At 68.2% G+C, this 24,339-nt stretch carries 20 protein-coding genes; 10 read left to right on the top strand and 10 right to left on the bottom strand.

All coding sequences use genetic code 11. The annotated features are described in order from the left end of the window. Window positions 1–84 precede the first annotated feature (84 nt). The 3 genes from dapC to G020_RS0108885 all read left to right on the top strand — a co-directional run bounded on the left by dapC (window position 85) and on the right by G020_RS0108885 (window position 2,517). Window positions 85–1,281: a succinyldiaminopimelate transaminase gene (dapC, locus tag G020_RS0108895; RefSeq protein ID WP_024329356.1), complete on the top strand. Its 1,197-nt coding sequence runs from the start codon at window positions 85–87 to the stop codon at window positions 1,279–1,281. A 68-nt stretch (window positions 1,282–1,349) separates the two neighbouring features. Further along, entirely contained in the window at window positions 1,350–2,171 is an 822-nt protein-coding gene (dapD, locus tag G020_RS0108890) for a 2,3,4,5-tetrahydropyridine-2,6-dicarboxylate N-succinyltransferase (protein WP_018945604.1), read from the top strand. After that, window positions 2,164–2,517 (top strand): ArsC family reductase, encoded by a 354-nt coding sequence (locus G020_RS0108885; protein ID WP_018945603.1) that lies wholly within the window; start codon window positions 2,164–2,166, stop codon window positions 2,515–2,517. The genes dapD and G020_RS0108885 overlap by 8 nt, the downstream gene beginning before the upstream one ends. A gap of 15 nt (window positions 2,518–2,532) precedes the next feature. Here the strand turns inward: G020_RS0108885 and G020_RS15620 are convergent, their stop codons facing one another. From G020_RS15620 to G020_RS0108865, 4 genes are all read right to left on the bottom strand, one after another. Then, window positions 2,533–4,446, bottom strand: a complete 1,914-nt coding sequence (locus G020_RS15620; RefSeq protein ID WP_024329355.1) for a methyl-accepting chemotaxis protein — start codon at window positions 4,444–4,446, stop codon at window positions 2,533–2,535. A 170-nt stretch (window positions 4,447–4,616) separates the two neighbouring features. Beyond that, a complete protein-coding gene (locus G020_RS0108875; protein WP_024329354.1) occupies window positions 4,617–5,948 on the bottom strand; it encodes a DEAD/DEAH box helicase in 1,332 nt (443 codons plus the stop codon). 171 nt (window positions 5,949–6,119) lie between these two features. After that, the gene (locus tag G020_RS0108870) at window positions 6,120–8,666 is read right to left on the bottom strand and encodes an EAL domain-containing protein (RefSeq protein ID WP_029681261.1); all 2,547 of its coding nucleotides are present in this window, start codon (window positions 8,664–8,666) and stop codon (window positions 6,120–6,122) included. Between the two features lie 77 nt (window positions 8,667–8,743). Beyond that, a complete protein-coding gene (locus tag G020_RS0108865) occupies window positions 8,744–10,369 on the bottom strand; it encodes a methyl-accepting chemotaxis protein (protein ID WP_024329352.1) in 1,626 nt (541 codons plus the stop codon). A gap of 268 nt (window positions 10,370–10,637) precedes the next feature. Here G020_RS0108865 and G020_RS0108860 point away from each other — a divergent pair, with 268 nt between their 5' ends. The 4 genes from G020_RS0108860 to cysZ are packed head-to-tail and all read left to right on the top strand — an operon-like array spanning window position 10,638 to window position 15,944. Further along, window positions 10,638–11,264, top strand: coding sequence for a bifunctional 2-polyprenyl-6-hydroxyphenol methylase/3-demethylubiquinol 3-O-methyltransferase UbiG (locus G020_RS0108860; protein WP_024329351.1), 627 nt, complete (start codon window positions 10,638–10,640; stop codon window positions 11,262–11,264). Then, window positions 11,258–12,139, top strand: coding sequence for a PhnD/SsuA/transferrin family substrate-binding protein (locus tag G020_RS0108855; RefSeq protein WP_024329350.1), 882 nt, complete (start codon window positions 11,258–11,260; stop codon window positions 12,137–12,139). The genes G020_RS0108860 and G020_RS0108855 overlap by 7 nt, the downstream gene beginning before the upstream one ends. Continuing rightward, a complete protein-coding gene (locus G020_RS0108850) occupies window positions 12,136–15,237 on the top strand; it encodes an EAL domain-containing protein (RefSeq protein ID WP_024329349.1) in 3,102 nt (1,033 codons plus the stop codon). The genes G020_RS0108855 and G020_RS0108850 overlap by 4 nt, the downstream gene beginning before the upstream one ends. After that, complete coding sequence (gene cysZ / locus G020_RS0108845) at window positions 15,234–15,944, top strand: sulfate transporter CysZ (RefSeq protein WP_019591866.1); 711 nt, start codon at window positions 15,234–15,236, stop codon at window positions 15,942–15,944. Before G020_RS0108850 ends, cysZ begins: the two co-directional genes overlap by 4 nt. Before the next feature lie 53 nt (window positions 15,945–15,997). On the opposite strand, the gene G020_RS0108840 is transcribed toward cysZ, so the two are convergent. From G020_RS0108840 to G020_RS15270, 3 genes are all read right to left on the bottom strand, one after another. Continuing rightward, the gene (locus G020_RS0108840; RefSeq protein ID WP_019591867.1) at window positions 15,998–17,221 is read right to left on the bottom strand and encodes a hypothetical protein; all 1,224 of its coding nucleotides are present in this window, start codon (window positions 17,219–17,221) and stop codon (window positions 15,998–16,000) included. 117 nt (window positions 17,222–17,338) lie between these two features. After that, window positions 17,339–17,785 (bottom strand): YaiI/YqxD family protein, encoded by a 447-nt coding sequence (locus G020_RS0108835; RefSeq protein WP_019591868.1) that lies wholly within the window; start codon window positions 17,783–17,785, stop codon window positions 17,339–17,341. Between the two features lie 103 nt (window positions 17,786–17,888). Next, a complete protein-coding gene (locus G020_RS15270) occupies window positions 17,889–18,119 on the bottom strand; it encodes a hypothetical protein (protein ID WP_156002720.1) in 231 nt (76 codons plus the stop codon). Between the two features lie 134 nt (window positions 18,120–18,253). On the opposite strand from G020_RS15270, the gene G020_RS14955 reads away from it, so the two are divergent. Continuing rightward, window positions 18,254–18,430 carry a PLDc N-terminal domain-containing protein gene (locus G020_RS14955; RefSeq protein WP_018870463.1) on the top strand — a complete coding sequence of 59 codons (177 nt, stop codon included), beginning with the start codon at window positions 18,254–18,256 and terminating at the stop codon, window positions 18,428–18,430. A 38-nt stretch (window positions 18,431–18,468) separates the two neighbouring features. Here the strand turns inward: G020_RS14955 and G020_RS0108820 are convergent, their stop codons facing one another. Continuing rightward, window positions 18,469–18,978, bottom strand: coding sequence for a CinA family protein (locus tag G020_RS0108820; protein WP_019591870.1), 510 nt, complete (start codon window positions 18,976–18,978; stop codon window positions 18,469–18,471). After that, window positions 18,975–19,301: a PilZ domain-containing protein gene (locus G020_RS0108815; RefSeq protein ID WP_019591871.1), complete on the bottom strand. Its 327-nt coding sequence runs from the start codon at window positions 19,299–19,301 to the stop codon at window positions 18,975–18,977. Before G020_RS0108815 ends, G020_RS0108820 begins: the two co-directional genes overlap by 4 nt. Before the next feature lie 128 nt (window positions 19,302–19,429). On the opposite strand from G020_RS0108815, the gene G020_RS0108810 reads away from it, so the two are divergent. Next, on the top strand, window positions 19,430–20,167 hold the full coding sequence (locus G020_RS0108810) for a hypothetical protein (RefSeq protein ID WP_019591872.1): 738 nt from the start codon (window positions 19,430–19,432) through the stop codon (window positions 20,165–20,167). A gap of 69 nt (window positions 20,168–20,236) precedes the next feature. Here the strand turns inward: G020_RS0108810 and G020_RS0108805 are convergent, their stop codons facing one another. After that, window positions 20,237–21,442: a hypothetical protein gene (locus G020_RS0108805; protein ID WP_019591873.1), complete on the bottom strand. Its 1,206-nt coding sequence runs from the start codon at window positions 21,440–21,442 to the stop codon at window positions 20,237–20,239. Window positions 21,443–21,619: 177 nt separating this feature from the next. On the opposite strand from G020_RS0108805, the gene mutS reads away from it, so the two are divergent. Continuing rightward, window positions 21,620–24,274: a DNA mismatch repair protein MutS gene (gene mutS, locus G020_RS0108800; protein WP_019591874.1), complete on the top strand. Its 2,655-nt coding sequence runs from the start codon at window positions 21,620–21,622 to the stop codon at window positions 24,272–24,274. Window positions 24,275–24,339 lie beyond the last annotated feature (65 nt).

Here is a 24,339-nt window from a genome sequence, read left to right as displayed (position 1 = left end):
GGCCCCGGCCGGTGCGGGGAATACTGGGACCTGCCGGCCTCATTCCGTATACTGACCGGTTTTCCGGCCCACTGCGAGCAAGCGATGAATCCTGACCTCGACCGGCTCCAGCCCTATCCGTTCGAACGCCTGCGGGCGCTGTTCGCCGATCTGGAGCTGCCCGGGGGCGTGGATCCGATCGCGCTGTCCATCGGCGAACCGCGGCACCCGCTGCCGGACTTCGTCGAGCCCACGCTGCAAGCGGCGGTCAGCGGTTACAACCACTACCCGACCACGCGCGGCGCCCCGGCCCTGCGCGAGACCATCGCCCTGTGGCTGCAGCAGCGCTTCACCCTGCCCGACGGGGTCGACCCGGAGCGTCAGATCCTGCCGGTGGCGGGCACCCGCGAGGCGCTGTTCGCCATCGCCCAGGCGGTGGTCGATCCACGCGCCGGGGCCCGTGTGCTGATGCCCAACCCGTTCTACCAGATCTACGAGGGCGCGGCCCTGCTGGCCGGGGCCGAACCGGCGTTCTACGACCTGGATTCCGAGCGCGGCTGCCTTCCCGACTTCTCGCAGGTACCGGAATCGCTGTGGAAATCGGTGCAGCTGGTGTATGTCTGCAACCCCGGCAATCCCGCAGGCACGGTGATCCCCGAGGACCAGCTGCAGACCCTGATCGAGCTGGCCGAGCGCCACGACTTCGTGATCGCCGCCGACGAGTGCTATTCCGAGATCTACCATCCGCGCGGGCATCCGCCGCCGGGACTGCTGGGCGCCGCCGCGCGCATGGGCAACGACACCTTCCGGCGCTGCATCGCGTTCCACAGCCTGTCCAAGCGCTCCAACCTGCCGGGGCTGCGCTCGGGCTTCGTGGCGGGCGATGCCGGGATCCTCGAACGCTTCGCGCTGTACCGCACCTATCACGGCTGCACCCTGCCGACCCCGACCCAGGCGGTCAGCCGCGCGGCCTGGGCGGACGAGGCCCACGTCGAGGCCAATCGCGACCTCTACGCCGAGAAATTCGCCCGGGTTGTGCCGAAGCTCCAGGAGGTGATGGAGGTCAGCACGCCGGAAGCCGGGTTCTACCTGTGGCCGCGGGTGCCGGACGGCGACGACGAGGCCTTCGCCCGCCGGCTGTATGCCGAGGCCGGGGTCACCGTGCTGCCCGGGCGCTATCTCGGCCACAGCCACGCCGACAGCGGCTACAACCCCGGCGCCGGCCATGTGCGCATGGCGCTGGTTGCCGAACCCGAGGCCTGTGTCGAGGCCGCCGAGCGCATCGTCGCGCTGTATCGCTGAGCCCGTCACGGCCCCTTTTTCGCACCACCATTTTTCCGTCCTACGATCGACCACAAGGAAACGTCACCATGTCGGACCTGCAGAACACCATCGAAACCGCCTTCGAGCGCCGCACCGAGATCAGCCCGCGCAACGTCGAGACCAGCGTGCGCGACGCCGTGAACGAGGCGCTGGACATGCTCGACAGCGGCCGCGCCCGCGTCGCCGAGAAGAACGGCGGCGAGTGGGTGGTCAACGAATGGCTGAAGAAGGCCGTGCTGCTGTCCTTCCGTATCTCGGAGAACGAGTTCATCAAGGGCGGCTTCACCAACTACTACGACAAGGTCGCCTCCAAGTACGCCGACACCTCCAGCCGCGACTTCCGTGAAGGCGGCGTACGCGTGGTGCCGCCGGCCACCGCCCGCCACGGCAGCTATATCGGCCCCAACGTGGTGCTGATGCCTTCCTACGTCAACATCGGCGCCTACGTGGACGAAGGCACCATGGTCGATACCTGGGCCACGGTCGGCTCCTGCGCGCAGATCGGCAAGAACGTGCACCTGTCGGGTGGCGTCGGCATCGGCGGCGTGCTGGAGCCACTGCAGGCGAACCCGACCATCATCGAGGACAACTGCTTCATCGGCGCACGCTCCGAGGTAGTCGAAGGCATGATCGTCGAGGAAGGCGCAGTGATCTCCATGGGCGTCTACCTCGGCCAGTCGACCCGCATCTACGACCGCGAGAACGACGAGATCATCCGTGGCCGCGTGCCCGCCGGCGCGGTGGTCGTGCCCGGAACCCTGCCGGCAGAGAACGGGAAGTACTCGCTGTACTGCGCGGTCATCGTCAAGCGCGTCGACGAGCAGACGAAGGCCAAGGTCGGCATCAACGAACTGCTGCGCGATGTCTGAGGTCGTCCTCCACGGCATCGCCAACTGCGACACCGTGCGGCGGGCACGCCGGGCGCTGGAAGCGGCCGGCGTGGAATATCGCTTCGTGGATTTCCGCAAGGACGGGCTGGATGCCGAACGCCTGCGGGAATGGGCCATGGAGCTGGGCTGGGAGGCCCTCATCAACCGCCGCGGCGCAACCTGGCGCCAGCTGCCGAAGGAACAGCGCGAGGCCCTTGACGAGGACAGTGCACTGGCCCTGATGCTGGAGAAGCCGACCCTGATCCGCCGTCCGGTGATCGAACACGCCGGCCGCGTGCGGCTGGGCTGGGGCCCGGAGAACGCCCGGGCCCTGGGCGCAGAGTAAGCGCCCGGGTTCGCCTCAGTCGCCGGACTTGCGGTAGCCGGCGACCTCCTGCTGCAGCTGCCGGGCGAGGCCCTCCAGGGCCTCCACCGCCTGCTGCATGTCGGTTGCGCCGTCGGCACTCTGGGCCGCCAGATCGTTGATATGGTGCACGTTGCGGTTGATCTCCTCGGCGACCTGGCTCTGCTGCTCGGTGGCGCTGGCCACCTGCCGGGTCATGTCGTCGATGGTGCTGACCGAGTGGTCGATGGCGTCCAGTGAACTGCGGGCCTCGTCCGCCTTGCCAACGCTGGACTCGGCCTGCTGCTGACTGGCATCCATCGCCTCCACCGCGCGCCCGGCCGCGCCCTGCAGCCGCTCGATGATCCCGCGGATCTCCCCGGTGGAGTCGTTGGTGCGCTGCGCCAGATGCCGGACCTCGTCCGCCACCACCGCAAAGCCGCGCCCGGCCTCCCCGGCCCGCGCCGCCTCGATCGCGGCGTTCAGCGCCAGCAGGTTGGTCTTGTCGGCGATCTCCTCGATCACCTGCAGGATGGTGCCGATGTTGTCGCTGTCGCCCTTGAGCTCGTCGATCACGTCGCGCGAGCGGTTGATCTCCCCGGCCAGGGCATTGATGGTCTCCTGCGTGGCGGTCACCACGTCGCGCCCCCCATGCACCGCCTGAGTCGCCTGATCGGCCTGCTCCGCGGTGCTCTGGGTATTGTTCGCAACCTCCTGCACGGTGGCCGACATCTCGTTCATCGCCGTCACCACCTGCTCCACGTCACTGCGCTGCTCGCCGGTCGCCCGGCTGAGTTCCGCACTGCGTCCTTCCAGCTGACGCGCCGAGGCGGCGATGCCGTCGGCCGCGTCCGCGACCTGGCCTATCAGTCCCGACAGCCGTTCCATCACCTGGTTGAACGCACTGCCGGTGCGGCCGATCTCGTCGCGCGTGGTGATATCCACGCGATACCCCAGATCCGCCGAGCCGCTGCCCACCGCTTCCAGGCCAGTAGCCAGACGCTCCAGCGGCCGGGTCAGAACACCGGCATAGATCCAGCCGATCACAAGCGCGACGAGGAACGCCACGATCCACAGTGCCCACAGAAGCCACCAGAGCATGTTCACCGGCGCGTACAGCTCCGACAGTGTCTGATCCACGATCAGGCCCCAATGGACGTCATACTCCTGCGCCATTTCCGGGAGCATCCGGGTCAGACCCCATTTGCGGTCACCGTCGCCGCTGAGGAATTCGCCGCCCGGGTCCCCTTCGCGATGGCGCAGCGGGGCCTGCATGATGGTGTATTCGCTCATGTCGTACCCGAACCGGTCCATGTTCCGGTGCCCGATCAGCCGTCCGTCGCTGTTGAACAGTGTGGCGCGACCGGTCTCTCCGATCGCCACGCGGTCAGACACCGCCTTGACGGCGTCCATCGGCAGCTGTGCCGCCAGGACCCGGCCGTCATCCAGGGGTTCCAGATAGGTGATGAAGCGCCCGTCGGCGGAGTCCGCCCCGACGTCGACATCCAGCAGGCGGTCACCGGCCTGCGCCGCGCGCACCTTGCCTTCTCGGGTGGCGCCCGGGCCCGCGCCGGCGCGTTCGGCCATGCGCCCCGACTCCGCCACGACTTCCGCGGCGTCCTCCAGCAGGCCGGCCCAGCGGAACCCTTCGTACTCGGCACGCAACCCTTCCAGGGCCGTTTCCGCATCCCGCGGATCGGCGAGCTCGGCCCGGGCCACGCTGCGCAGAGCCTGACCGTGTTCCACCACGCGCCGGTCGACTGCCGCCTGCACCTGCTCGCCGACGTTGATCAGCGTCTGTTCCAGGCTGGCGTTCAGCTGACCCTTCATGCTGTGGAAGGTCACCCCGCCCATGATGGACAGCGGGATGGTGCTGACCGCGATCACCAGCAGGATCAGTTTGAGGCGCAGGCCCTGTATCTTCATCGTCATCCTCCGGTTCCTGATCCCTTTGACGGCCAATCTCCAGCCGCCTTGAGCCCCACGAAAAAACGCACCCCGGGAGGTGCGTTTCGTGTACTACTTCACATTTCTTTGGGAGCGGACGGAAGACGCTCGCCCCGCATTCCCCGGTGCCGCGCCGCGACACCGGGGAAGCCGTGTCAGTGGCGCCCGGAGGCGGCCTGACCGCGACCCCGGCCTTCGGCGCCGCGGCCCTGCCCCTGCCGCGGGCCACCTCCGCCGCGTCCGGAACGATTGCCGGCGCCATTTCCGTTGCCCTTGCCACGGGGAGCACCACTGCCCTTGCCACGGCCACGGCGGGGGCGGTCATCCGCCACCGGCTGCGGCGCCGCGTAGCCGTCGGTCTCCATCCGCTCGATCGGACGCTGGATCAGCTTTTCGATCCCGGCCAGCAGCTTCAGCTCGTCGCCGCCAACCAGCGACAGCGCCGAGCCTTCACACCCCGCGCGGCCGGTGCGGCCGATGCGATGCACATAGTCCTCGGGCACGTTGGGCAGCTCGAAGTTGACCACCTGCGGCAGCTGGTCGATGTCCAGCCCGCGCGCGGCGATATCGGTGGCCACCAGCACCGGCACGCGGCCGGACTTGAACTGTTCCAGCGCCCGGGTGCGGGCGTTCTGGCTCTTGTTGCCATGGATCGCCGCCGACTGGACGCCGTCCTTCGTGAGCTTGTCCGCCAGACGATCGGCGCCGTGCTTGGTGCGCGTGAACACCAGCACCTGCTCCCAGTCGTTGCTGCGGATCAGATGGCTCAGCAGATCCCGCTTCTGATGGCTTTCCACCAGGTGGACCTTCTGCTCCACGCTCTCCGAGGCGGTGTTGCGTGCCGCCACTTCCACGCAGGCCGGGTCGGTCAGCAGGCCATCGGCCAGCTTGCGGATGTCATTGGAGAAGGTGGCCGAAAACATCAGGTTCTGCCGCTTCTTCGGCAGCATCGCGATCAGCTTGCGGATGTCGCGGATGAAGCCCATGTCGAGCATGCGATCCGCCTCGTCCAGCACCAGGATCTCCACCCCGGACAGGTCGATCGTCTTCTGGTTCGCGTGATCCAGCAGGCGCCCGGGCGTGGCTACCACCACGTCCATGCGGCTGCGCAGCGCGCGGATCTGCGGATTCATGCCCACCCCGCCGAAGATGGTCATGGAACGCTGCTCCAGATGCTGGCCGTAGGTCTTCACCGAATCGTGAACCTGGGAAGCCAGCTCCCGCGTCGGGGTCAGCACCAGGGCGCGCGGACGGCCGTTGCCGGCGCGCGCCGGCGGATTTTCCGCGAGCTTCTGCAGGATCGGCAGGGTGAAGCCGGCGGTCTTGCCGGTTCCGGTCTGGGCCGCGGCCAGCAGGTCGCGACCGGCCAGCACTTCGGGGATGGCCCCGGCCTGGATCGGCGTGGGATGGGTGTAGCCGGCGGCGGAAAGCGCGCGCAGCAGGGGTTCGGCCAGATTCAGGCCGGCAAAAGTCGGTTGGTCAGACATGAGTGCTCCAGCGCAACCCGCCGCTCAACGCTCGGCCAAGGGGCACCCATCGGGGAAGACGACATCGGGGGGATCGAAACGATCAAGTGAACGGACGCTGACGGGCGAGGCGTTCGGTAATCCGCCACCATACGGCCTTCCCGGCCCCATTACAAGCCAGCGCGGGCTGGCTCAGTCACGGCAGGGGCACTGCTCGGCCGGCACCGGAGGGGACCACAGATACCCCTGCCCCTCGCGACACCCGACCTGCAGCAGGAAATCACGCTGCGCTTCGGTCTCGATACCCTCGCCAATCACTTCAAGATCCAGGGTCCGCGCAAGCGCGAGGATCGCACGAATGATGTCCTCGTTGGAGCGGGAACGCCCGATATCCTGCACCAGCGACTGGTCCAGCTTGAGGCGGTTCAGCGGCATGCGATGCAGCAGGGCCAGATTGGAATAGCCGGTGCCGAAATCGTCCATTGCCAGCTCGACTCCCAGCTCCTTGAGCCGCCCCAGCTCGGCCAGTGCGTTCTCCGGAGTACGCATCAGCATGGTCTCGGTCACTTCCAGTTCCAGGCGATGCGGTTGCAGGCCGTAGCGGTCCAGGACCGACTGCACCATTCGGGTCAGATGCCCGTCTTCCAGCTCCATCACCGACAGGTTCACCGCCATGCGGGGGACATGAAACCCCTGCGCATCCCGCTCCGCCAGGTGGGCGCAGGCCTGGTCCAGCACCCACTGATCGATCGCCATGACCAGCCCGGTTTCCTCGGCCAGCGGGATGAATTCGCCCGGGGACACCCGGCCCCGTTCCGGGTGGTTCCAGCGTACCAGTGCCTCGACCCCGGTCAGGACGAACGGGTCCAGGCCATATTGGGGCTGCAGAAACAGCTCGAACTCCTCGCGCACCAGCGCCTCGCGAAGGTCGCTTTCCAGCAGGGTGCGCCGCGATGTGCGTTCCCCCAGACCGGAGACGTAGGCTTCCCGGCGGTTGCCTCCTCCGCGCCGCGCCTCGTCCAGCGCCAGTTCCGCCGCGGTCACCAGTTCTTCGGTGGTGGCCCCGTCCACCGGGAATTCCGCATAGCCCGCGCTTACGGTAACCCGCAGGGACCGTCCCGCCAGCCGGAACGGTTCGCGCAGCACGTCCAGGAGTCCGTCGAGCCACTGCTCGCGGGCCTCCCCCGCTGGCGGCCCTTCCAGCAGCAGGGCAAACTCGTCCGCGCCGGAGCGCGCCACCGTGTCCTGCGGGCCGGCATACTGTGACAGACGCTGGGCGACGCCGAGGAGGACCTGGTCCGCCAGCGCCGTGCCCAGCGTCTCGTTCAGCCCCTTGAAGCGGTCGACATCCAGCAGGACGATCAGCCGTCGCGACTCGTCCTGCCCCATCGCCATCTCGATGCTGTGTCCGATCCGGTCGTGCAGCAGGGTCCGATTGGGCAGCCCGGTCCGGCTGTCGTAATGGCTCAGAAGGCGCAGCTGCTCACGCTGTTCAAAGCTCTGGGTCAGGTCGGTCCAGCTGCCGATGATCTCGCCCACTCCACTACGGGTGGGCGCGGGACTCCACTGCATCTCGTCCCGCACGCGGCGCACCCGGCCCCGGGCGTCATACAATCGGTATTCGATCACCGCATGTCCCTGCTCCCGCGCCTGTTCACGCGCCCGCCGGGCCAGGGTTCGGTCCTCCGGATGCAGACGTTCACGCCACCAGCCGGGTCGCAGCGCTTCCTCGGGGGAGTAGCCGAACAGCGGATGGAGGTTGCCACTGACCCAGTGCAGCGGGTCCCCGGCGGAGGACAGCGAGTAGATCACCACCGGCGAGCTGTCGAGCAGATGCCGAAAGCGGCGGTTGGCCCGTTTCAGTTCCCGCGCGCGCCACCGCACCTGCCAGCGCAGGACCAGTGCCAGCACGCCGAACAGAAGCACCAGCCCGCCCGCGCTCGCAAGGACCGGCGCCGCCCAGCGGGGCAGTACCCCCCGGACTTCCGGGGTCAGCGTCTCGGCCATGGCACGGTGATACGGTGAATCGGGCGTGCCCTTCCACGAAGCCAGATGACGATCCACGGCCTCCAGGATGGCCGGGTCCAGCGCGGGCGAGGCGGCGAAATACAGCCCCGTGTGGTCGAAGGAGACCGGCGTTTCGAACAGCCCGGAGCGCTCCGCGTGACGCCCGCCGTGGAAATTGTTGGTCACCGCGACGTCCGCAGCCCCCGCGTCCACCGCCTCCAGCACCCGGTCCAGAGACTGGCGGCTTGCCAGGCGCGGCTCACCATCCCCCGACGGCTCCATCTCCCGGGTCAGCCAGCCCTCGTGCACCGAACCCTCCAGCACCGCGATCCGCTGGTCCGTCAGGTCCGCCAGCGAGCGCACCGACGCCTCGCGCGGGGCATAGACCTGGCTCCATGACTGCGCGACCGGGATTTCGTGGAAACGAAACCGATGCTCGCGCTCCCCGGTCAGGGCCACATCCGGCATCAGGTCCAGTTCGCCCCCCTCCAGTTGCGCCAGGCATTCGGCCCACTGGCAGTCCCGGTACTCCAGGCGCCACCCTTCCCGCTCGGCCAGGGCCTCCAGCAGGACCGGGAACAGCCCGGCCGGGCGTCCGTCTTCCCGTGTGTAGATCTTGGGCTCGTTCTCGTACAGCCCCACCCGCAGCATCGTCGGGTCGTCCCGCGAAGTATCGACACCACATCCGGCGAGCACAAAAAAGCCCGCGACCGCCAGCGTGGGCGCAGGCATTCGCCATAGCCGATCTACGGCGTTCCTTGCTGTGGACATGCGGGCCTCCGGCCTTCCACCGTTCGACCCGTCTTATCCTACACCCGAAAACGCTCCACGCGCTGGCGCAATTCGGACGCCAGTCGCGAAAGCTGCTCGCTGGCCGTGGCCACCTGGCTGGAGGCGCTGAGGCTCTCGTCCGCGACGGTGCTGATGTTCTGCACGTTGCGGTTGATCTCCTCGGAGACGGTGCTCTGCTCCTCGGCCGCGCTGGCGATCTGGGTGGTCATCTCGTCAATCGTGCGGATGGACTGGCTCAGCTGCTCCAGGCGATCGCGCACACCGTGGACTTCCTCGACCACGCTGCGGGCACTGTTCTCGTTGGTCTCCATCGCGCCCACCGCGTTCTTCACGCCCTTCTGCAGGCCGGTAATGATGGAACCAATCCGCTCGGTGGACTCGTGGGTACGCCCGGCCAGCACCCGCACCTCGTCGGCCACCACCGCAAAGCCACGGCCGGCCTCGCCGGCCCGCGCCGCCTCGATCGCCGCGTTCAGGGCCAGCAGGTTGGTCTGCTCGGTGATCTCCTGGATCATGTTCAGGATCTGGCCGATCTCTTCGCTCTTCTCGGCCACCTCGCGCACCGCATCCGACGAAGAGTGGATCTCGGAAGACAGCCGGTCGACCGCCTCGGCGGTCTGGCGCGTGGTCGCGTTGGCCTCGGTGGCCGCCTGATCGCCGGCGCCGGCCGCGTCCGCCGCGGACTGGGTATTGCTCGCCACCTCGGCCACGGTCGCGGACATCTCGTTCATCGCGGTGGCCACCTGATCGGTCTCATCCTTCTGGCGCGCCACGCCATTGCGGGTCTGCTCGGCCACCGCCGCCAGCTGATCCGTCGCCGAGGCGACCTGCTCCCCGGAATCCACCACCTGGCGCACCAGGCTCTGCATGTCCTGTTCCATGGTGTTGAAGGCGTCGGTCGCCACGCCGATCTCGTCGCAGCCACGCACCGGCAGCGGCTCTCCGCGCAGGTCGCCGTCCGCCATTTCCACCGCCCGGGCACGCAGGGCGTCGATCGCGCGCACCAGATAGCCGGCCAGCAGTATCGCCATCAGCACCCCGGCGAGGATCGCCACGCCGGAGGTACCGAGCATGATCCCCGCCGCCCGGAACTGTGCGCCGCGCGCGGCTTCGCTCATGGCCTCGCTTTCGGCCGTCAGCAATTCCTGCATGCGCTGCAGACCCTGCTCCATGGTTTCCAGATGCGCGAGTGTCTGCCGACTGTAGGTCGCCTCCGCTTCGCCGTCATTGCCGTCCCGCACGGCCCCCGTAATGGCATGTGCGCTGGCGTGCAGGTTGTAATGCGGCTGTTCCAGGCGGTCGAACGCCCGGCGAAATTCCGGGCTGGCCATTTCGTAGGCTTCGGATTCCTGGAAATCGTAATACCACCGCCCGAAATTGCACTGGGTATGGTCCAGCTCGCCGGTGAATTCATTGCCGGTCAGCAGCGACTGCGACAGGTCCAGCGCCCATTTGACGTGCTGGGTCTCCATCTGGATCTGGAACTGCACGTCCTCCATGCGTTCCATCGCCGCCTCGTACTGCGCCGTGGTGTACCGGTCCCCGGTCAGGCTGGTCACCGCCATGGCCACCATCAGGAGCAGGACCACGCCGAAGGCGAGCCCCAGCTTGCTGCGAAGCTTGAGGTTAGCGAGCCATTGCATCGGGATCCCCTTTGAAAAATCTGTGAACTATTTAACGCCACAAAGTCCCGAAACTTAAACCACATTGACAACGGCGTCTTCCAAGACCGAGCCCTTCACTCGGGCATCAACCAACCCTGCAGACCGATAATCCGGACCCCATGCGGCGAACCTGCGCCACCTCAATGCCGCGCGTGCCCTCGCCCGGGCATGCACGGATCCACGCACGCGGGCACGATCCGGTATCCTGCGTGTTCGTCCCGGCCGCCCCCCGCGAACCGCCCAGCACATGCTCCGAAGCCGCATCTACGACAGCCTGATCCTGCGCATGACCGCGCGCTGGTACGCCGAAGTCCTGGAGCGCCTGCCGCCCCGGGTGGCCCTGCTGGACGTCGGGATCGGTACCGCCGGCGCACTGCTGGCGAACGCCGATGCCGTCACACGCAAGGAGCTCGCGATCACGGGGATCGACATCGACCCCGACTACGTCGAACGCGCGCAGCAGCGGCTGGCGGCATCGCCTGTGTCCGCCCGGGTCACGGTGCACCGGCAATCGGTCTACGAGCACGCCGGCGGCCCCTACGACGCGGTGTATTTCTCCGCCAGTTTCATGCTGCTGCCGGATCCCGGGGCGGCCCTGCGCCACTGTGCCGGCCTGCTGCGCCCCGGCGGTCGGATCTACTTCACCCAGACCATCCAGCAGCGCCCGTCACCGGTGCTGGAGCGTCTCAAGCCCGCCCTGCGCCGGATCACCAGCATCGACTTCGGCCGCGTCACCTACGAGGACGAGTTCCGCGCCCAGCTGCGCGCCGCCGGTCTGCGGCTGGACGAATGGACCGTGCTCGAACGCCACGGCGCCCGGGCCGCCTGCCTCGCGGTAGCATCGCTGGAGAGTGTTACGCTGGATCCATGCTGAACGTGCGACTTTTCCGAATGCCGCTTCTGTTGTGTGGGCTGCTGCCCGGTCTGGCCTTCGCCGGGGCCCTGCAGTTTGCCCCGCTGCCGATGCAGGATCCGGAAACGGTGATGCGCGAGACTCAGCCGATGCTCGAGTACCTGAGCCAGGAACTGGAGGTCGATTTCGAGATCCGCTACGCCACGGACTACGACGAGATCCTCGAACGTTTCCACAACGGCACGGTGGATCTGGCGTATCTGGGCCCCCTGCCCTATGTCTCGCTGCGCGCCCGCTACCCCGAGGCCACACCGGTGGTGGCCTTCCGCGAACCCGGAGGTGAGGCGCAGTACACCTGTTCGATGGTGATGTTCGCCGACGAGCTCCGTCCGCTGGACGAGCTGGCCGACCAGCCGGTGGCACTGACCCAGCCCCTGTCCACCTGCGGCTATCTGGCCACCGCGCACCTGCTGCGCGACGGCGGCACCCGACTGGCGGCCACCGATTACCGCTATCTCGGGCATCACGACGACGTGGCCCTGGCCGTCGTGCGCGGCGAGGCCCTCGCCGGGGGACTAAAAACGCACATCGCGCGCAAATATGCGCACCTGGGCCTGGTGACGGTGGCCGAGAGCGAACCGCTGCCCGGATTCGCGCTGGTCGCCAATCGCGATACCGTCAGCGACGCACGGCTGCAGGAACTGCGCGAGGCGCTGGTTCGTCTGCGGCCCGCAGAATCGGCCCGGGACGCCGAACGCATGGCCGAATGGGGCGAAAGCCTGCGCTACGGCGCGCAGGCGGTCGACGATGAGGATTACGCGGCGGTACGGCGGCTGCACGGCGAGGTCGCGATTCCCGAGCTCGGGCTCCCCGACCTGACGCCCCCCGCACCATGACCCTGGATCGTCGCATCATCTGGCTGCTGGCTGCGGTGGCCTGGGTGCTCGTCCTGCTGTTTTTGTATCTGAACTGGCAGGACAAGGCAGGCATGCACGAACAGCGCCAGACCGCGACGCTCGACACCGCCTACCGGGCCGCGGTCAACAGCTTTGACCTCGCCGCGCAGGCGTACTTCCGCGAAGCGGTCAATCGCACCGAGGTCGTGGAACTGCTGCGCGCGGGCCAGCAGGCCGAGGACGAGGCGGAGCGCGCCCGCCTGCGCGGGCGGCTATATCGCACCCTGTGGCCAACCTATGACCGCCTGCGCGAAGGCGAACTGCGGCAACTGCATTTCCACACCGCCGAGGGAATCAGCTTTCTGCGCTTTTTCTCGCCGGAATACCACGGTGATGATCTGTACGCGACGCGACCACTGATCCGCGAAGTTCACCGCACCCGGGAACCGGCGGCCGGGTTCGAGACCGGGCGCTCGCTGTCCGGTTTTCGCTATGTCTATCCGCTGCACGACGGGGACGAATTCGTCGGCAGCGTGGAGTTCAGCATCCCGTTTCGCTACGTCCGCGAGATGATGAACGAGCTGGACGAAACCCGGGAGTTCCAGCTGATCCTGCGGCGCGACGCAGTGGAGGACAAGGTGCCGCCGGGTTTCCTCTCGCTGTACGAGACCTCCTGCCTGCACCCGGATTACGTCATCGAGGACACCAGTCTGGTGTTTCCCGACTCTCCCCGGCCGCCGTCGGAAGAGATCCGTGTGATCAGCCAGCAGCTGGCCGATGACCCGGGCACCGCCGAGGCGATCGATGCGGGGGCGCGGGGGGTGCTCTCCGTCGAGCTGGAGGGCGCGACCTGGGCGGCCAACCTGCTGCCGATCACCGATCCGGCCGGGGACCGCGTGGCCTATGTGGTCGCCTACACCCCGGACCCGCTGACCGGCGTGTTCCGGCGCGAATTCGCCGCCGCCGCGCTGGGCGCCACGCTGCTGATCGGCCTGGCCCTGGTCCTGCTGCTGCGGCTGGTGACTTCCCGTGAACGTCTGCGCAACCAGCGCGCCTACCAGCAGGCCATCACCAACACCATGGCCGAGGGCCTGTACGCCCAGGACGAGGCGGGCCGCATCACCTTCATCAACCCCGCGGCCAGCGAGATCCTGGGCTGTCGGCCGGAGGACCTGCTGGGCAAGGACGCCCACACCCAGTTCCATCGTCACGCCGGCAACCTGTACCCCGACGAGCGCGACTGCCCCATCCGCCAACGCGTAACCACGGGGCAGGTTTTCGAGGGCGAGGAAACTTTCCGCCATCAGGATGGCCGCCTGATCCCGGTGGAGGTCTCCAGCCGGCCGCTGTACCAGGAAGGGGTCCGGACCGGCGCGGTCACCCTGTTCCGCGACATCAGCGAACACAAACGGGCACGGGAACGCCAGAAACTCGCCGCCAGCGTGTTCACCAGCGCCAACGAGGCGATCATCATCACCGACCCGCAGTCCCGGATCCTGATGGTCAACGAGGCCTTCACCCGGCTGACCGGGTACACACCGGAAGAGGTCGAGGGTCACAACCCGTCGATCCTCGGTTCCGGACGCCAGGACGCAGCGTTCTATCGCCGGATGTGGCAGGACCTGCGGGAAAACGACTACTGGCACGGCGAACTGTGGAACCGGCGCAAGAACGGCGAGCTCTACCTGCAGCTGGGCACCATCAGCGCGGTACGCGACGAACACGGAGAGCTGCTGCACTACGTGGGCCTGTTCTCCGACATCACCGAACGCCGGGAATACCAGGAGAGGCTCCAATTCCTCGCGCACTACGACCCGCTGACCGAACTCCCGAACCGGGTCCTGCTGCTCGACCGTCTGCGCCAGGCCATGCAGCTCGCCACGCGCGAAAGCCGCCGGGTGTGCGTGGCCTACCTGGATCTGGACGACTTCAAGGACATCAACGAGCAATGGGGACACGCGACCGGTGACCGGATGCTGCTGGAACTCGCCCGGCGGCTGGACGCCGGTCGCCGCGAGGGCGACACCGTGGCCCGGCTGGCCGGTGACGAATTCGTGCTGGTACTGGTCAACCTGGACAGCGACGAGCAGTGCCGCGCCCTGATCGACGAACTGCTGCACACGCTGCAGCGCCCGATGCCGATCGACGGGCAGAACCTCGGCTGCAATGCCAGCATCGGCGTGACCACCTATCCGCAGGCCGACGAGGACGTGGACGGCGAACAGTTGCTGCGTCAGGCCGACCAGGCCCTTTACCAGGCCAAACTGCAGGGCAAGAACCGGCCATACTTCTTCGACGCCGCCGGGGATCGCCGCCTGCGCGATCGCCACGAGACCCTCGAGCGGCTGAAACTCGCGCTGGAACGCGAGGAGTTCGTGCTGTTCTACCAGCCCAAGGTGAACCTGCGCACGCGCGAGGTCATCGGTGCGGAGGCCCTGATCCGCTGGCAACATCCCGAACGCGGACTGCTGCCCCCGGGCGCCTTCCTCGACGACCTGCTGGAACAGCCGCTGGAAGTGGATGTCAGCCGCTGGGTCATGGAACAGGCCCTCACGCAGGTCAGTGCCTGGCAGGCAGGCGGCATCCACCTGCCGGTCAGCGTGAACGTCCCGGCACTTCACCTGCAGGAACCGGACTTCGCCGAGCAGATCGCCGGGCTGCTCGGACGCTTCCCCGACCTGCCCGCCAACCGCCTGGAACTGGAGATCCTCGAATCCAGCGCCCTCGCCAGCCTCGCCCACGTCTCGCGCGTGATCGAACGCTGCGCCAAGCTGGGCGTGCAGTTCTCGCTGGACGACTTCGGCACCGGCTACTCGTCGCTTTCCTACCTCAAGCGCATCCCGGTACAGGTGGTCAAGATCGACCGCAGCTTTGTCGGCGACATGCTCGAGGACCCCGACGACCTCGCCCTGCTGGAAGGCATCATACAGCTCGCCCAGGTGTTCCAGCGCCAGATCATCGCCGAAGGCATGGAAACCCCCGAGCAGGGCGAGCGCCTGCGGGAACTCGGCTGCGAGGTCGTCCAGGGCTACGGCATCGCACGCCCGATGCCCGCCGCAGAGATTCCCCGATGGCTGGCCCAGTGGCAGGCGGGATGAACGCCCTGTTCGCGTTCCTCGCGCCGTTTCGCGGGCTGGCGCGCGTGTTCGACCCGGGCCTGCGCGGCCTCGTCATCGGTCCGCTGCTGATCAACATCGGGGTCATCATCGGGGTCGGTGTCGCCGCCGGATTCGGCTTCGAGATCCTGCTGGACACCTGGCTGCCGGCCGGCTGGGACTGGCTCGCCTGGCTGCTCTGGCCACTGTTCGTGCTGACCCTGCTGGTAGGCTTCGGGGTCTCCGCGGTGGCCCTGGCCGCGATCATCGCCAGTCCGTTCTCGGGACCGCTGGCCTACCGCGCCGCCCGGGGCCTCGGCCACGAACCACGCCAGCCCGCGCGCTCGCTGGCGGGGGAGATGGGCCACGCCACGGCCACCGCCCTGCGCAAGTTCGGCTACTACGCGCTGCTGTTCATCCCGGTGCTGCTGATTACCGTGATACCCGGCCTCAACCTGCTGGCCTCGCTCGCCTGGTTCGTGTTCGGCAGCTGGGTCCTCGCGGTGGAGTTCCAGGAGCCGGCGCAGGCCAACGACGGGTTCACCTTTGCCGAGATCCGCAAGGGCCTGGGCCGGCGCCGTCCAGAGACCCTCGCGTTCGGCGCCGGCACGACGGTCCTGGCGATGGTGCCGGTGGTCAACCTGCTGCTGGTCCCGGCGGCGGTGATCGGCGCCACCCACCTGTGGGTACACCATCAGCCGCGAGGCTGAGAGGACGGGACAGGGTCAGGACGCGTTGCGCGTCGGGGAGGTCTTCCTGCCATTCATCGTTCCAGCCGGTCGGTCAGACGGCGGAATTCCTCGCGGATCTTGTCGTTGCGGAATTCCGCGGTCTCCGGGACCTGCAGCTCGGACAGGGTCTCGAAGGTGTCCAGGCCATCACGGATCAGATCCGCCACGTTGGCACTGAGCTGCACGGTGCGGTAGGTGTTGACCGCCACCTGCTTCTCGTAGCGGCTGATCTCCAGTGCCTCGGCCACCTGGTCGCGCTGGCCGGTCACCACCTCCAGGTACAGGTCGATCGCCTGGCGGGTCAGCTCGTTGGCCGCGATATTGGACTCCAGGCTGTCGCGGTGCCCGCCCTCGCGGATCAGTTCCCGCGACTCGGCGATGATCTCGTCGGCCTCTTCGCGGTAGGCCTCCAGGCGCGGGACGATCTCCTCGTCCACCCGTTCGACAAAACGCCCCTGCATGGTCACCACCAGCCGATGCAGGATCACCACCATGCCGTAGTAACGACCGGCCACGTTGAGATTTTCCCCGCTCTCGCGGGTGAGCTCCTCGAGACGCTGCGTCAGCGTGCGGATGCTGCGGAACACCACCGCCATGGACACCACGTCGTCGCCGATCGCCGAGCTCATCCACAGTTCCAGCTGGTCCGGCGGCATGGACAGCCCCACGCCTTCCAGCGCCGTGGCCATCTCGCCCTTGAGCGCCTCCAGTTCCTCCTCGTAGGCGGCGATGTTGCGCTCGCGTGCCTCGATCAGGCGGTCGAAGTCACCCCGGGTGCGGGCGGTCATCTCGCGCAGGGTCTCGGTGGGCGTGAACCGAGCGAGCGTGCTGGCATCCGTATCCGGCGCGAACATCCGCTCCTCGCGCAGATCGGCCCGACGTTCCTGTTCGGTCATGATCCGGTCTTCCAGCTCCCGGTACTGGCGACGCATGGACACGATCTCGGGCACGTCCATGACCTCCAGCGCGTCATCGATCAGGTCGTCGATGTCCTCCCGGGCGCTCTGCTGATCGCGCCGCAGCCAGCGGCTTTCCGGCAGCTCGGTCAGCTCGTCGAAGTGCCGGCTCGCTTCGCCCAGCAATTCCACCGCCCGACGCTGGTCGAACGACAGCGCGTCCTCCTCGCCGTCATCCTCCTCCACCACCTCCTCGACAGCGACCCCGTCGAGCTCCGCCGGACCCTCGCGGTCCGAGGCCGCCACCGGGGCGCAGACCAGCGCCAGGCCCGCGAACACCGCCAGTACTTGCCACTTCATCGCATGCCCTCCAATACTCGGCTGGTTCTGCACTGGAACGAATACGCCCGGACCGCCCTTCGAGTTCGACGACGACAGGATCGACGAACACGGACCATACACCCAGCTGGCACTGCCCTAGGAGTTACGCGCCAGCCAGCGGTCCAGGGCATTGCCGAAGGCCTGACGGTCGCGCGGGCCCAGTGCCGCCGGCCCGCCGGTGTCGACCCCGCTGGAGCGCAGGGTGTCCATGAAGTCGCGCATGCTCAGGCGCTCGCGGATATTGTCGCGGGTATAGAGCTCGCCCCGCGGGTTGAGCGCCTCGCCGCCCTTTTCGATCACCTCGGCCGCCAGCGGGATATCCGCGGTGATCACCAGATCACCCGCCTCGAGCCGCCGCACGATCTCGTTATCCGCCACGTCGAAGCCACTGCTCACCCGGATCGAGTCGATCAGTTTCGACGGCGGCGTGCGCACCGGCTGATTGGCCACCAGGGTCATCGCCACCCCGGTGCGCTTCGCGGCCCGGAACAGGATCTCTTTGATGACCGCCGGACAGGCGTCCGCGTCCACCCAGATCTTCATGCCGATGCCCCCGCCTGCCCCGACATCCGACGGACGGGCACGCGGGACCCTCGGTCGGTCACTGACCCCTTTATCATGGTTCCCTCTCGGCAGTTCGGACGGCTCAGTCCGGATCGATTCCCAGGTCCGCGGCCACCGCAAGCCAGTAGGGTTCGGCCTCGCAGGAGCAGCAGTCGCACCAGAACTCCACGCCTTCGTGCATGCTCGGACTCCGGGCGGCGGCCGTCGGCGTGCCCTCGTCGCCGGTCTCGCTGTCGCACTCTTCCGCTCGCCCCGTCGGAGTGCCCGGATCCGGGGGAGCACCCGAACCCGACGTTGCCGGAATCTTCTGCATCACCATATCTCCCGTGCCGCCAGCGCCCTTCAGTACCTTTGATGTATAGACCATCGCCCCGGCGGGCTGGTGTTCCGGCCCTGCACGTGATATCCGTGCGTTCGACGCGATTCACGCCGCTACCGGAGCACCGCATGGGCATTGAAATCACCGGCATTCTGGGCCTTGTCTGGCTGCTGATCATCATCTGGGCGATTGTCCGGACCGCACAGAGTCCCGCCGGCCCGGTGGTGAAGGTCCTGTGGATCCTGATCCTGCTGTTCCTGCCCCTGCTGGGGCTGATCGCCTGGCTGCTGCTCGGACCGAAGTAGGCCTCCGCGCACCGCGGTCCGCTCGCCGGGCGCGTGCTTCAGCCCAGTTCGTGCTCCAGCAGCGAGGCCAGGGCGTGCAACATGGCCTGGCGACGCACCTCGTGGCGCTCGCCGGCGAAGTGCCGCGTCTCGGTGCGCACGGCTCCGTCGCGCGCCTGCCACCCGAAGCACACCATGCCCACCGGCTTGTCCGGCGAACCGCCGCCCGGCCCGGCGACGCCGGTGACCGACAGGGACAGGTCGGCGCCGCTGTGCGTCAGGCCGCCCGTGGCCATCGCGGCCGCCACCTCTTCGCTCACGGCGCCATGGGCCTCCAGCAACGCCGGGTCCACGCCCACCAGGCGGGTCTTGGCTGCGTTGCTGTAGGTCACCCAGCCACACTCGAACCAGGCCGAACTGCCGGGCACATCGGTCAGTGCCTGGGCAATCCCGCCCCCGGTGCAGGATTCCACCGTGGCCATGATCAGCCCGCGCGCGGTCATCCGCTCCCCCAGGTCATAGACCAGGGCCGACAGCCCGGTGACATCCGCCTTGCGCAATTCGGTCATGGTGTCGCGTCTCTCGTGGGTTCTTCTTCAAAGGCCACCGCGAGGCGCCATCGGCGCCGGCCCTCGCGGTCGGGATCCGCGCTGTCACAGCGCAGCACCCGACCCCGCCGCTGCAGGTTCTCGATGCGCGGATCGGGGCTCGGCACCGTCACCATCACCCCCACCCCGGCATCCACCTCGAAGCCGGTCATCAGCGCACAGCCGCCGGCGGCCAGGTCATGGATTTCCACCCGCGTGGTCTGCCCCGAACCGGTCCAGTACACCTCCCCGGTCACGCCCACGGGGATGCGACGATCCCGTCGCCGGTCCTCCTCGCCAAACATGTCTCCATCCTTGCCCCTGGGGATTCGGACTCCGAGTCTGACACATTCCGGTGCGCTTGCAGCAGGGGCTGCCGCGACGGGACGGAATGGCATACCATGGATCAACCACCTCCAGAAACGCGCCCGCCATGCTTGCACGCCTGTTCCAGCCCGATCCGGTCCTTGATGTCGACACCCGCGAGTGGATCCGCGCGGTGTTTGCGTGGGTGGACCGTCAGCCCGCCGCCGACCGGCCCTTCGACCCGCCGACCCTGGTGCAGCCCATCCGTGAACACTTCCCGGGCGAGGCGGACAGCCCGCACGGCATGGCCGAGCAGGTGTTCGCCAGCGTCCGCCGGCATGCGGGCCTGGAGCAGCGCGCGGCCCGCCTGGCCGAACCCGGAGGACTGGCACCGCAGCCGGTCACCGCGCTGGGCGCGGCCAGCGCCGGTGGCGAGCGGATCTTCCATTACGACCCGCAGCTGATCGGGAATCGTCAGGCCCTGGTCGGCACCTTCGCGCAGGAACTGGCGGCCTGGTGGGTGGAGGGCATCCGCGAACCCGCCCCGGCCGCCGAGCGCAATGCCGACGCCATTGCCGAGCTGGTGGCCACGCGCATGGGCTTCGGCATCTTTCTGGCCAACACCGCGTTCCGCGTGCGGGTCAACGGCTGCGGGGCGTGCAAGGGCCCGTCGGCCGATCGCGACGCCGACCTCGGCCGCGACGAACTCGCCTGGGCCCTGGCCCTGTTCTGCCGCGACCACGGCATCGCGCCGGCACGCGCCCGCGCGCATCTCGAATCGCCCCTGCGCACCACCTTCCGCAAGGCCTGGCGCTACACCGGGTCGCGCGAGGGCCGCGAAGAACGCCCCGCCGCCACCGCCTGACCGGACAAAAAAAGGCGGTGTCCGGGAACCCCCGGACACCGCCCGTCTGGCACCGAACCAGTGGCGCGATCACGACTGCTGGGAGGCGCCCTCGGTCGCCGGTTCCGCCCGCAGCAGCTTGCGGTTCAGCCGGAACAGCGTGGCGATCGTCACCACCTGCAGGTAGACCACCGGGGCCAGCAGGGCGAAATACGCCACGCTGAACGGCTCGACGACCCCGTTGGACACCAGTCCCAGATTGATGAAGAACCAGGAGAAGACCACCAGGGCCACCCCCGGGCAGATCAGCGCGTAGCTGACCGGGCTCTTCTTCTCGCCGTGGATGTAGTCACGGAAGTAGCCCAGCTTCTTCATCACCACGTAGCCGATCAGGCCGAACACCAGCTGAGCGCCCAGCACCAGCGAGGTGAACACGAACAGCATCGCCTCGTTCAGCGGAGCGCCAAACCCGTGGTGCAGCCCCATCTGATGACGGATGAAGGCAATGCCCAGCAGGGTCAGGATCGGGATCGCAATCCACAGGCTCGGGCTGGCCGCCTCCGCGATGCCGTAGCGCAGCGTCGACTTGAAGCCCAGCACGAACATCACCAGCCCCAGCACCAGCGCCAGCGCGGCAAACGTCAGCGAGAAGAAGATCCCCGCGGCGTTGATTGCCAGATTCTCGCTCATCGCCCCCGGCGCCGCGAGACCCACGGCGATCATCGCGAACGCGAACACCGCCAGCAGCTGGCTCAGGTTGTTGTTGCCGGTGAAATCGAAATCCCCCTCGGTGAACAGCCGTGCCAGGAAGCGCGAATAGATCACCAGCGCGAAGGCGCCAACCGCCAGGAAGGCCAGCATGGCCAGCGGGAACAGGTACTCGACCACGTTCCACAGCCCCGGCACGAACACCGCGCCGACGATGAAGCCGGCGTTGATGGTCATGGCCAGGGTCAGCGGGATCGCCATCAGGGCCACTTCCTGGTTGGAACGGCGCAGCCGGGTGAAGGCCTCGGTCCGGCGAAACTGCCGGTATTCGCGGATATTCCACACCAGCAGGCGCAGATGCAGCGCCACGAAGAACAGGATGCCGGCCATGGCCGCACCCACCAGCACGGCGATCAGCGGGCCCTCGCCCGCCATCAGCGCCATCATGGCCTCGTATGTGGGGATCGGGGTGTCATAGGGCGTCATGAACATCAGGAACATGAAAAACGTAACGGCCGTGCCACCGGCCCCCAGTGCGCCCAGGAAATACATCGGGCTGTATTCTTCCCCGAGGTTCTTCCGAATCATGCGGGCTCTCCTTTCCTGTTATTTAGTGTTTCCTAATATAAGAACTCTCTAATTCTTGAGCAAGGGAAGTCCCGCGGCCCCCGGACATTCCGGCGATTGCGTCACATAACCCCCCGCACCCCCCACCGGACCCGTTACAATCCGGCCACCGACGCCCCCGAACAGCAGGAACGGCCAGTGAGCGACGCGGACGCCCTGTCAAAACATACCCCCATGATGCAGCAATACCTGCGGATCAAGGCGGAGTACCCGCAGACCCTGCTGCTCTACCGCATGGGGGATTTCTACGAGCTGTTCTACGACGACGCCGAGCGCGCCGCCGGGCTGCTGGACATCACCCTCACCCGCCGCGGCGAGTCGGCCGGCGAGCCGATCCCGATGGCCGGGATCCCGGTGCACACCCTGGAGAGCTACCTCGCGCGGCTGCTGAAGCTGGGCGAGAGTGCGGCGATCTGCGAGCAGACCGGACAGGTGGGCGAGAACAAGGGCCCGGTACAGCGCGAGGTCGTGCGCATCGTGACCCCGGGCACGGTCACCGAGGACGCCCTGCTGGAGGCCCGCCAGGTCAATCGCATGGTCGCCGTGTGTCCGGCCGCCAGCGCCGCCGTGCGCGGCCGCAACGAAGGCTACGGCATCGCCAGCCTGGAATTCGCCAGCGGCCGTTTCCGGGTGCTGGAGGTCGCCGACGCGACCGAACTGGAGGCCGAACTGGCGCGTCTCGACCCGGTGGAATGCCTGGTCCCCGACCCGGCCCCGGCGATCCCCGGGATCGAGGCCTGGGCCCCGCGGCATCATGCCGACTGGCATTTCGACGCGATCTCCGCGCAGCGCACCCTGACCCGGCATTTCGGCACCACCGACCTGGCCGGCTTCGGCTGCGACGACCTGGTGCTGGGCCTGGCCGCCGCGGGCGCGCTGCTGGCCTACGTGCAGGCGCAGCATCGCGGCAACCTTGCCCATATCACCGGGCTCGGGCGCGAACACCGCGGCCAGATGCTGATGCTGGACCCGGCGACCCGGCGCAACCTGGAGCTGACCCGCACCCTGAGCGGGGAGCGCCGCGGCTCGCTGTTCGACCTGCTGGACACCAGCCGCACCCCCATGGGCGCCCGGCTGCTGTCGCAGTGGCTGCACCAGCCACTGGCCGACCGCGCCCTGCTGCGGGAACGCCAGCAGGGCATCGCCACGCTGCTGGACCACGCAGCCGAACAAGGCCTGCGCGAGGCCCTGACCGGCATGGCCGACGTCGAACGCATCGTCTCGCGCATCAGCCTGGGCTCCGCACGGCCACGCGATCTGGTCGCGCTGCAGGCGGCGCTGGAACGCCTGCCCGGCCTGCACGCGGCACTGCAGCCCGCCGCAGACGAGGCCGACACCCTCGCCGCCTTGCGCGACGAACTCGCGCCGGAGACGGAACTGAGCGAAACCCTGGTCCGCGCGCTGGTCGACGAACCGCCGATCCGGGTCACCGACGGCGGCCTGATCCGCCCCGGCTTCGATCCCGAACTCGACCGCCTGCGCGACCTGGAGCATAACGCCGACGGCTTCCTGCGCGATCTGGAGACACGCGAACGCGAGGCCACCGGCATCGCCACGCTCAAGGTCGCCTACAACCGGGTGCACGGCTACTACATCGAGGTGGGCCGCTCGCGCTCGGAGGAGCTGCCCGGGCGCTTCATGCGCCGCCAGACCCTGAAGAACGCCGAGCGCTACACCACCGAGGAACTCAAGCGCTTCGAGGACGAGATCCTGTCCGCACGGGAACAGGCCCTGGCGCGCGAACGCCAGCTGTTCGACGACCTGCTCGCCGGCCTGCAGGGGCGCGCCGACCGCCTGCGGGCGATCGCCGACGCGGTGGCCCGGCTGGACGTGCTGGCCACCCTCGCCGAACGCGCCCGACGGCTCGACTGGAGCCGCCCCGAACTGGTGCCCGAGACCGGCGTCCACATCGAGCAGGGTCGCCACCCGGTGGTGGAGGCCACCCTGGACACCCCGTTCGTGGCCAACGACACCCGACTGGATCCCGAGAGCCGCCGGCTGCTGGTCATCACCGGGCCCAACATGGGGGGCAAGTCCACCTACATGCGCCAGACCGCGCTGATCGTGCTGCTGGCCTGCATGGGCAGTTTCGTGCCCGCGGACGTGGCCCGCATCGGGCCGGTGGACCGCATCTTCACCCGCATCGGCGCCTCCGACGACCTGACCTCCGGGCGCTCGACCTTCATGGTGGAGATGACCGAGGCCGCCAGCATCCTGCACAACGCCGGCGAACGCAGCCTGGTGCTGATGGACGAGATCGGGCGCGGCACCTCCACCTTCGACGGCCTGGCGCTGGCGCTGGCCTGTGCCGAACGCCTGGCGCGGGAGAACCGCGCGCTGACCCTGTTCGCCACGCACTACTTCGAGCTGACCGCGCTGGCCGAACGCGAACCGGCGGTGGCCAACATCCACACCGACGCGGTGGAACACGGCCACGACATCGTGTTCCTGCATCAGGTCCGCGAGGGGCCGGCCAACCAGAGCTACGGGCTGCAGGTGGCCTCGCTGGCGGGGGTGCCAGCCGACGTGCTGCAGCGCGCCCGCACCCATCTGGCCGATCTGGAAAGCCGTGCCCGGGACAGCGACTCGCCCCAGCTGGGGCTGTTCCCGCCGGAGCCGCCCGCACCCGCGGCGCCGGAAGAACCCGCCCCGCCGGCACCCGAAGTACCCGAGCCGGCGCGGGACGTCGCGCGGGCCCTGGCGGAACTCGATCCGGACGGCCTGACCCCGCGCGAGGCGCTGGACGCGCTCTACCGGCTCAAGGACACGCTGGAACGGGGAGTCGCGGAATAACAGCCGCGGCAGCCGGGATTCCCGGCCGCTCGGGAGGAGCGGTTACAATACGCCGAACGGACCGA

The sequence above is a fragment of the Thioalkalivibrio sp. ALR17-21 genome (genome assembly GCF_000420185.1).
GTDB lineage: Bacteria > Pseudomonadota > Gammaproteobacteria > Ectothiorhodospirales > Ectothiorhodospiraceae > Thioalkalivibrio > Thioalkalivibrio halophilus.
Note: the sequence above shows the minus strand (reverse complement) of the source record. Positions and strands in the feature narration are given on the sequence as shown.

What these genes read in the sequence shown, in the direction of transcription:
- G020_RS0108855 (WP_024329350.1), top strand. Translation starts at nt 11,258, where the DNA reads ATGCTGAACGTGCGACTTTTCCGAATGCCGCTTCTGTTGTGTGGGCTG.
- G020_RS0108875 (WP_024329354.1), bottom strand. Translation starts at nt 5,948, where the DNA reads ATGTCTGACCAACCGACTTTTGCCGGCCTGAATCTGGCCGAACCCCTG.
- cysZ (WP_019591866.1), top strand. Translation starts at nt 15,234, where the DNA reads ATGAACGCCCTGTTCGCGTTCCTCGCGCCGTTTCGCGGGCTGGCGCGC.
- G020_RS0108805 (WP_019591873.1), bottom strand. Translation starts at nt 21,442, where the DNA reads ATGATTCGGAAGAACCTCGGGGAAGAATACAGCCCGATGTATTTCCTG.
- dapC (WP_024329356.1), top strand. Translation starts at nt 85, where the DNA reads ATGAATCCTGACCTCGACCGGCTCCAGCCCTATCCGTTCGAACGCCTG.
- G020_RS0108835 (WP_019591868.1), bottom strand. Translation starts at nt 17,785, where the DNA reads ATGAAGATCTGGGTGGACGCGGACGCCTGTCCGGCGGTCATCAAAGAG.
- G020_RS0108885 (WP_018945603.1), top strand. Translation starts at nt 2,164, where the DNA reads ATGTCTGAGGTCGTCCTCCACGGCATCGCCAACTGCGACACCGTGCGG.
- G020_RS0108810 (WP_019591872.1), top strand. Translation starts at nt 19,430, where the DNA reads ATGCTTGCACGCCTGTTCCAGCCCGATCCGGTCCTTGATGTCGACACC.
- G020_RS15270 (WP_156002720.1), bottom strand. Translation starts at nt 18,119, where the DNA reads ATGCAGAAGATTCCGGCAACGTCGGGTTCGGGTGCTCCCCCGGATCCG.
- G020_RS0108860 (WP_024329351.1), top strand. Translation starts at nt 10,638, where the DNA reads ATGCTCCGAAGCCGCATCTACGACAGCCTGATCCTGCGCATGACCGCG.
- dapD (WP_018945604.1), top strand. Translation starts at nt 1,350, where the DNA reads ATGTCGGACCTGCAGAACACCATCGAAACCGCCTTCGAGCGCCGCACC.
- G020_RS0108815 (WP_019591871.1), bottom strand. Translation starts at nt 19,301, where the DNA reads ATGTTTGGCGAGGAGGACCGGCGACGGGATCGTCGCATCCCCGTGGGC.
- G020_RS0108820 (WP_019591870.1), bottom strand. Translation starts at nt 18,978, where the DNA reads ATGACCGAATTGCGCAAGGCGGATGTCACCGGGCTGTCGGCCCTGGTC.
- G020_RS14955 (WP_018870463.1), top strand. Translation starts at nt 18,254, where the DNA reads ATGGGCATTGAAATCACCGGCATTCTGGGCCTTGTCTGGCTGCTGATC.
- G020_RS0108840 (WP_019591867.1), bottom strand. Translation starts at nt 17,221, where the DNA reads ATGAAGTGGCAAGTACTGGCGGTGTTCGCGGGCCTGGCGCTGGTCTGC.
- G020_RS0108865 (WP_024329352.1), bottom strand. Translation starts at nt 10,369, where the DNA reads ATGCAATGGCTCGCTAACCTCAAGCTTCGCAGCAAGCTGGGGCTCGCC.
- G020_RS15620 (WP_024329355.1), bottom strand. Translation starts at nt 4,446, where the DNA reads ATGACGATGAAGATACAGGGCCTGCGCCTCAAACTGATCCTGCTGGTG.
- G020_RS0108870 (WP_029681261.1), bottom strand. Translation starts at nt 8,666, where the DNA reads ATGCCTGCGCCCACGCTGGCGGTCGCGGGCTTTTTTGTGCTCGCCGGA.
- G020_RS0108850 (WP_024329349.1), top strand. Translation starts at nt 12,136, where the DNA reads ATGACCCTGGATCGTCGCATCATCTGGCTGCTGGCTGCGGTGGCCTGG.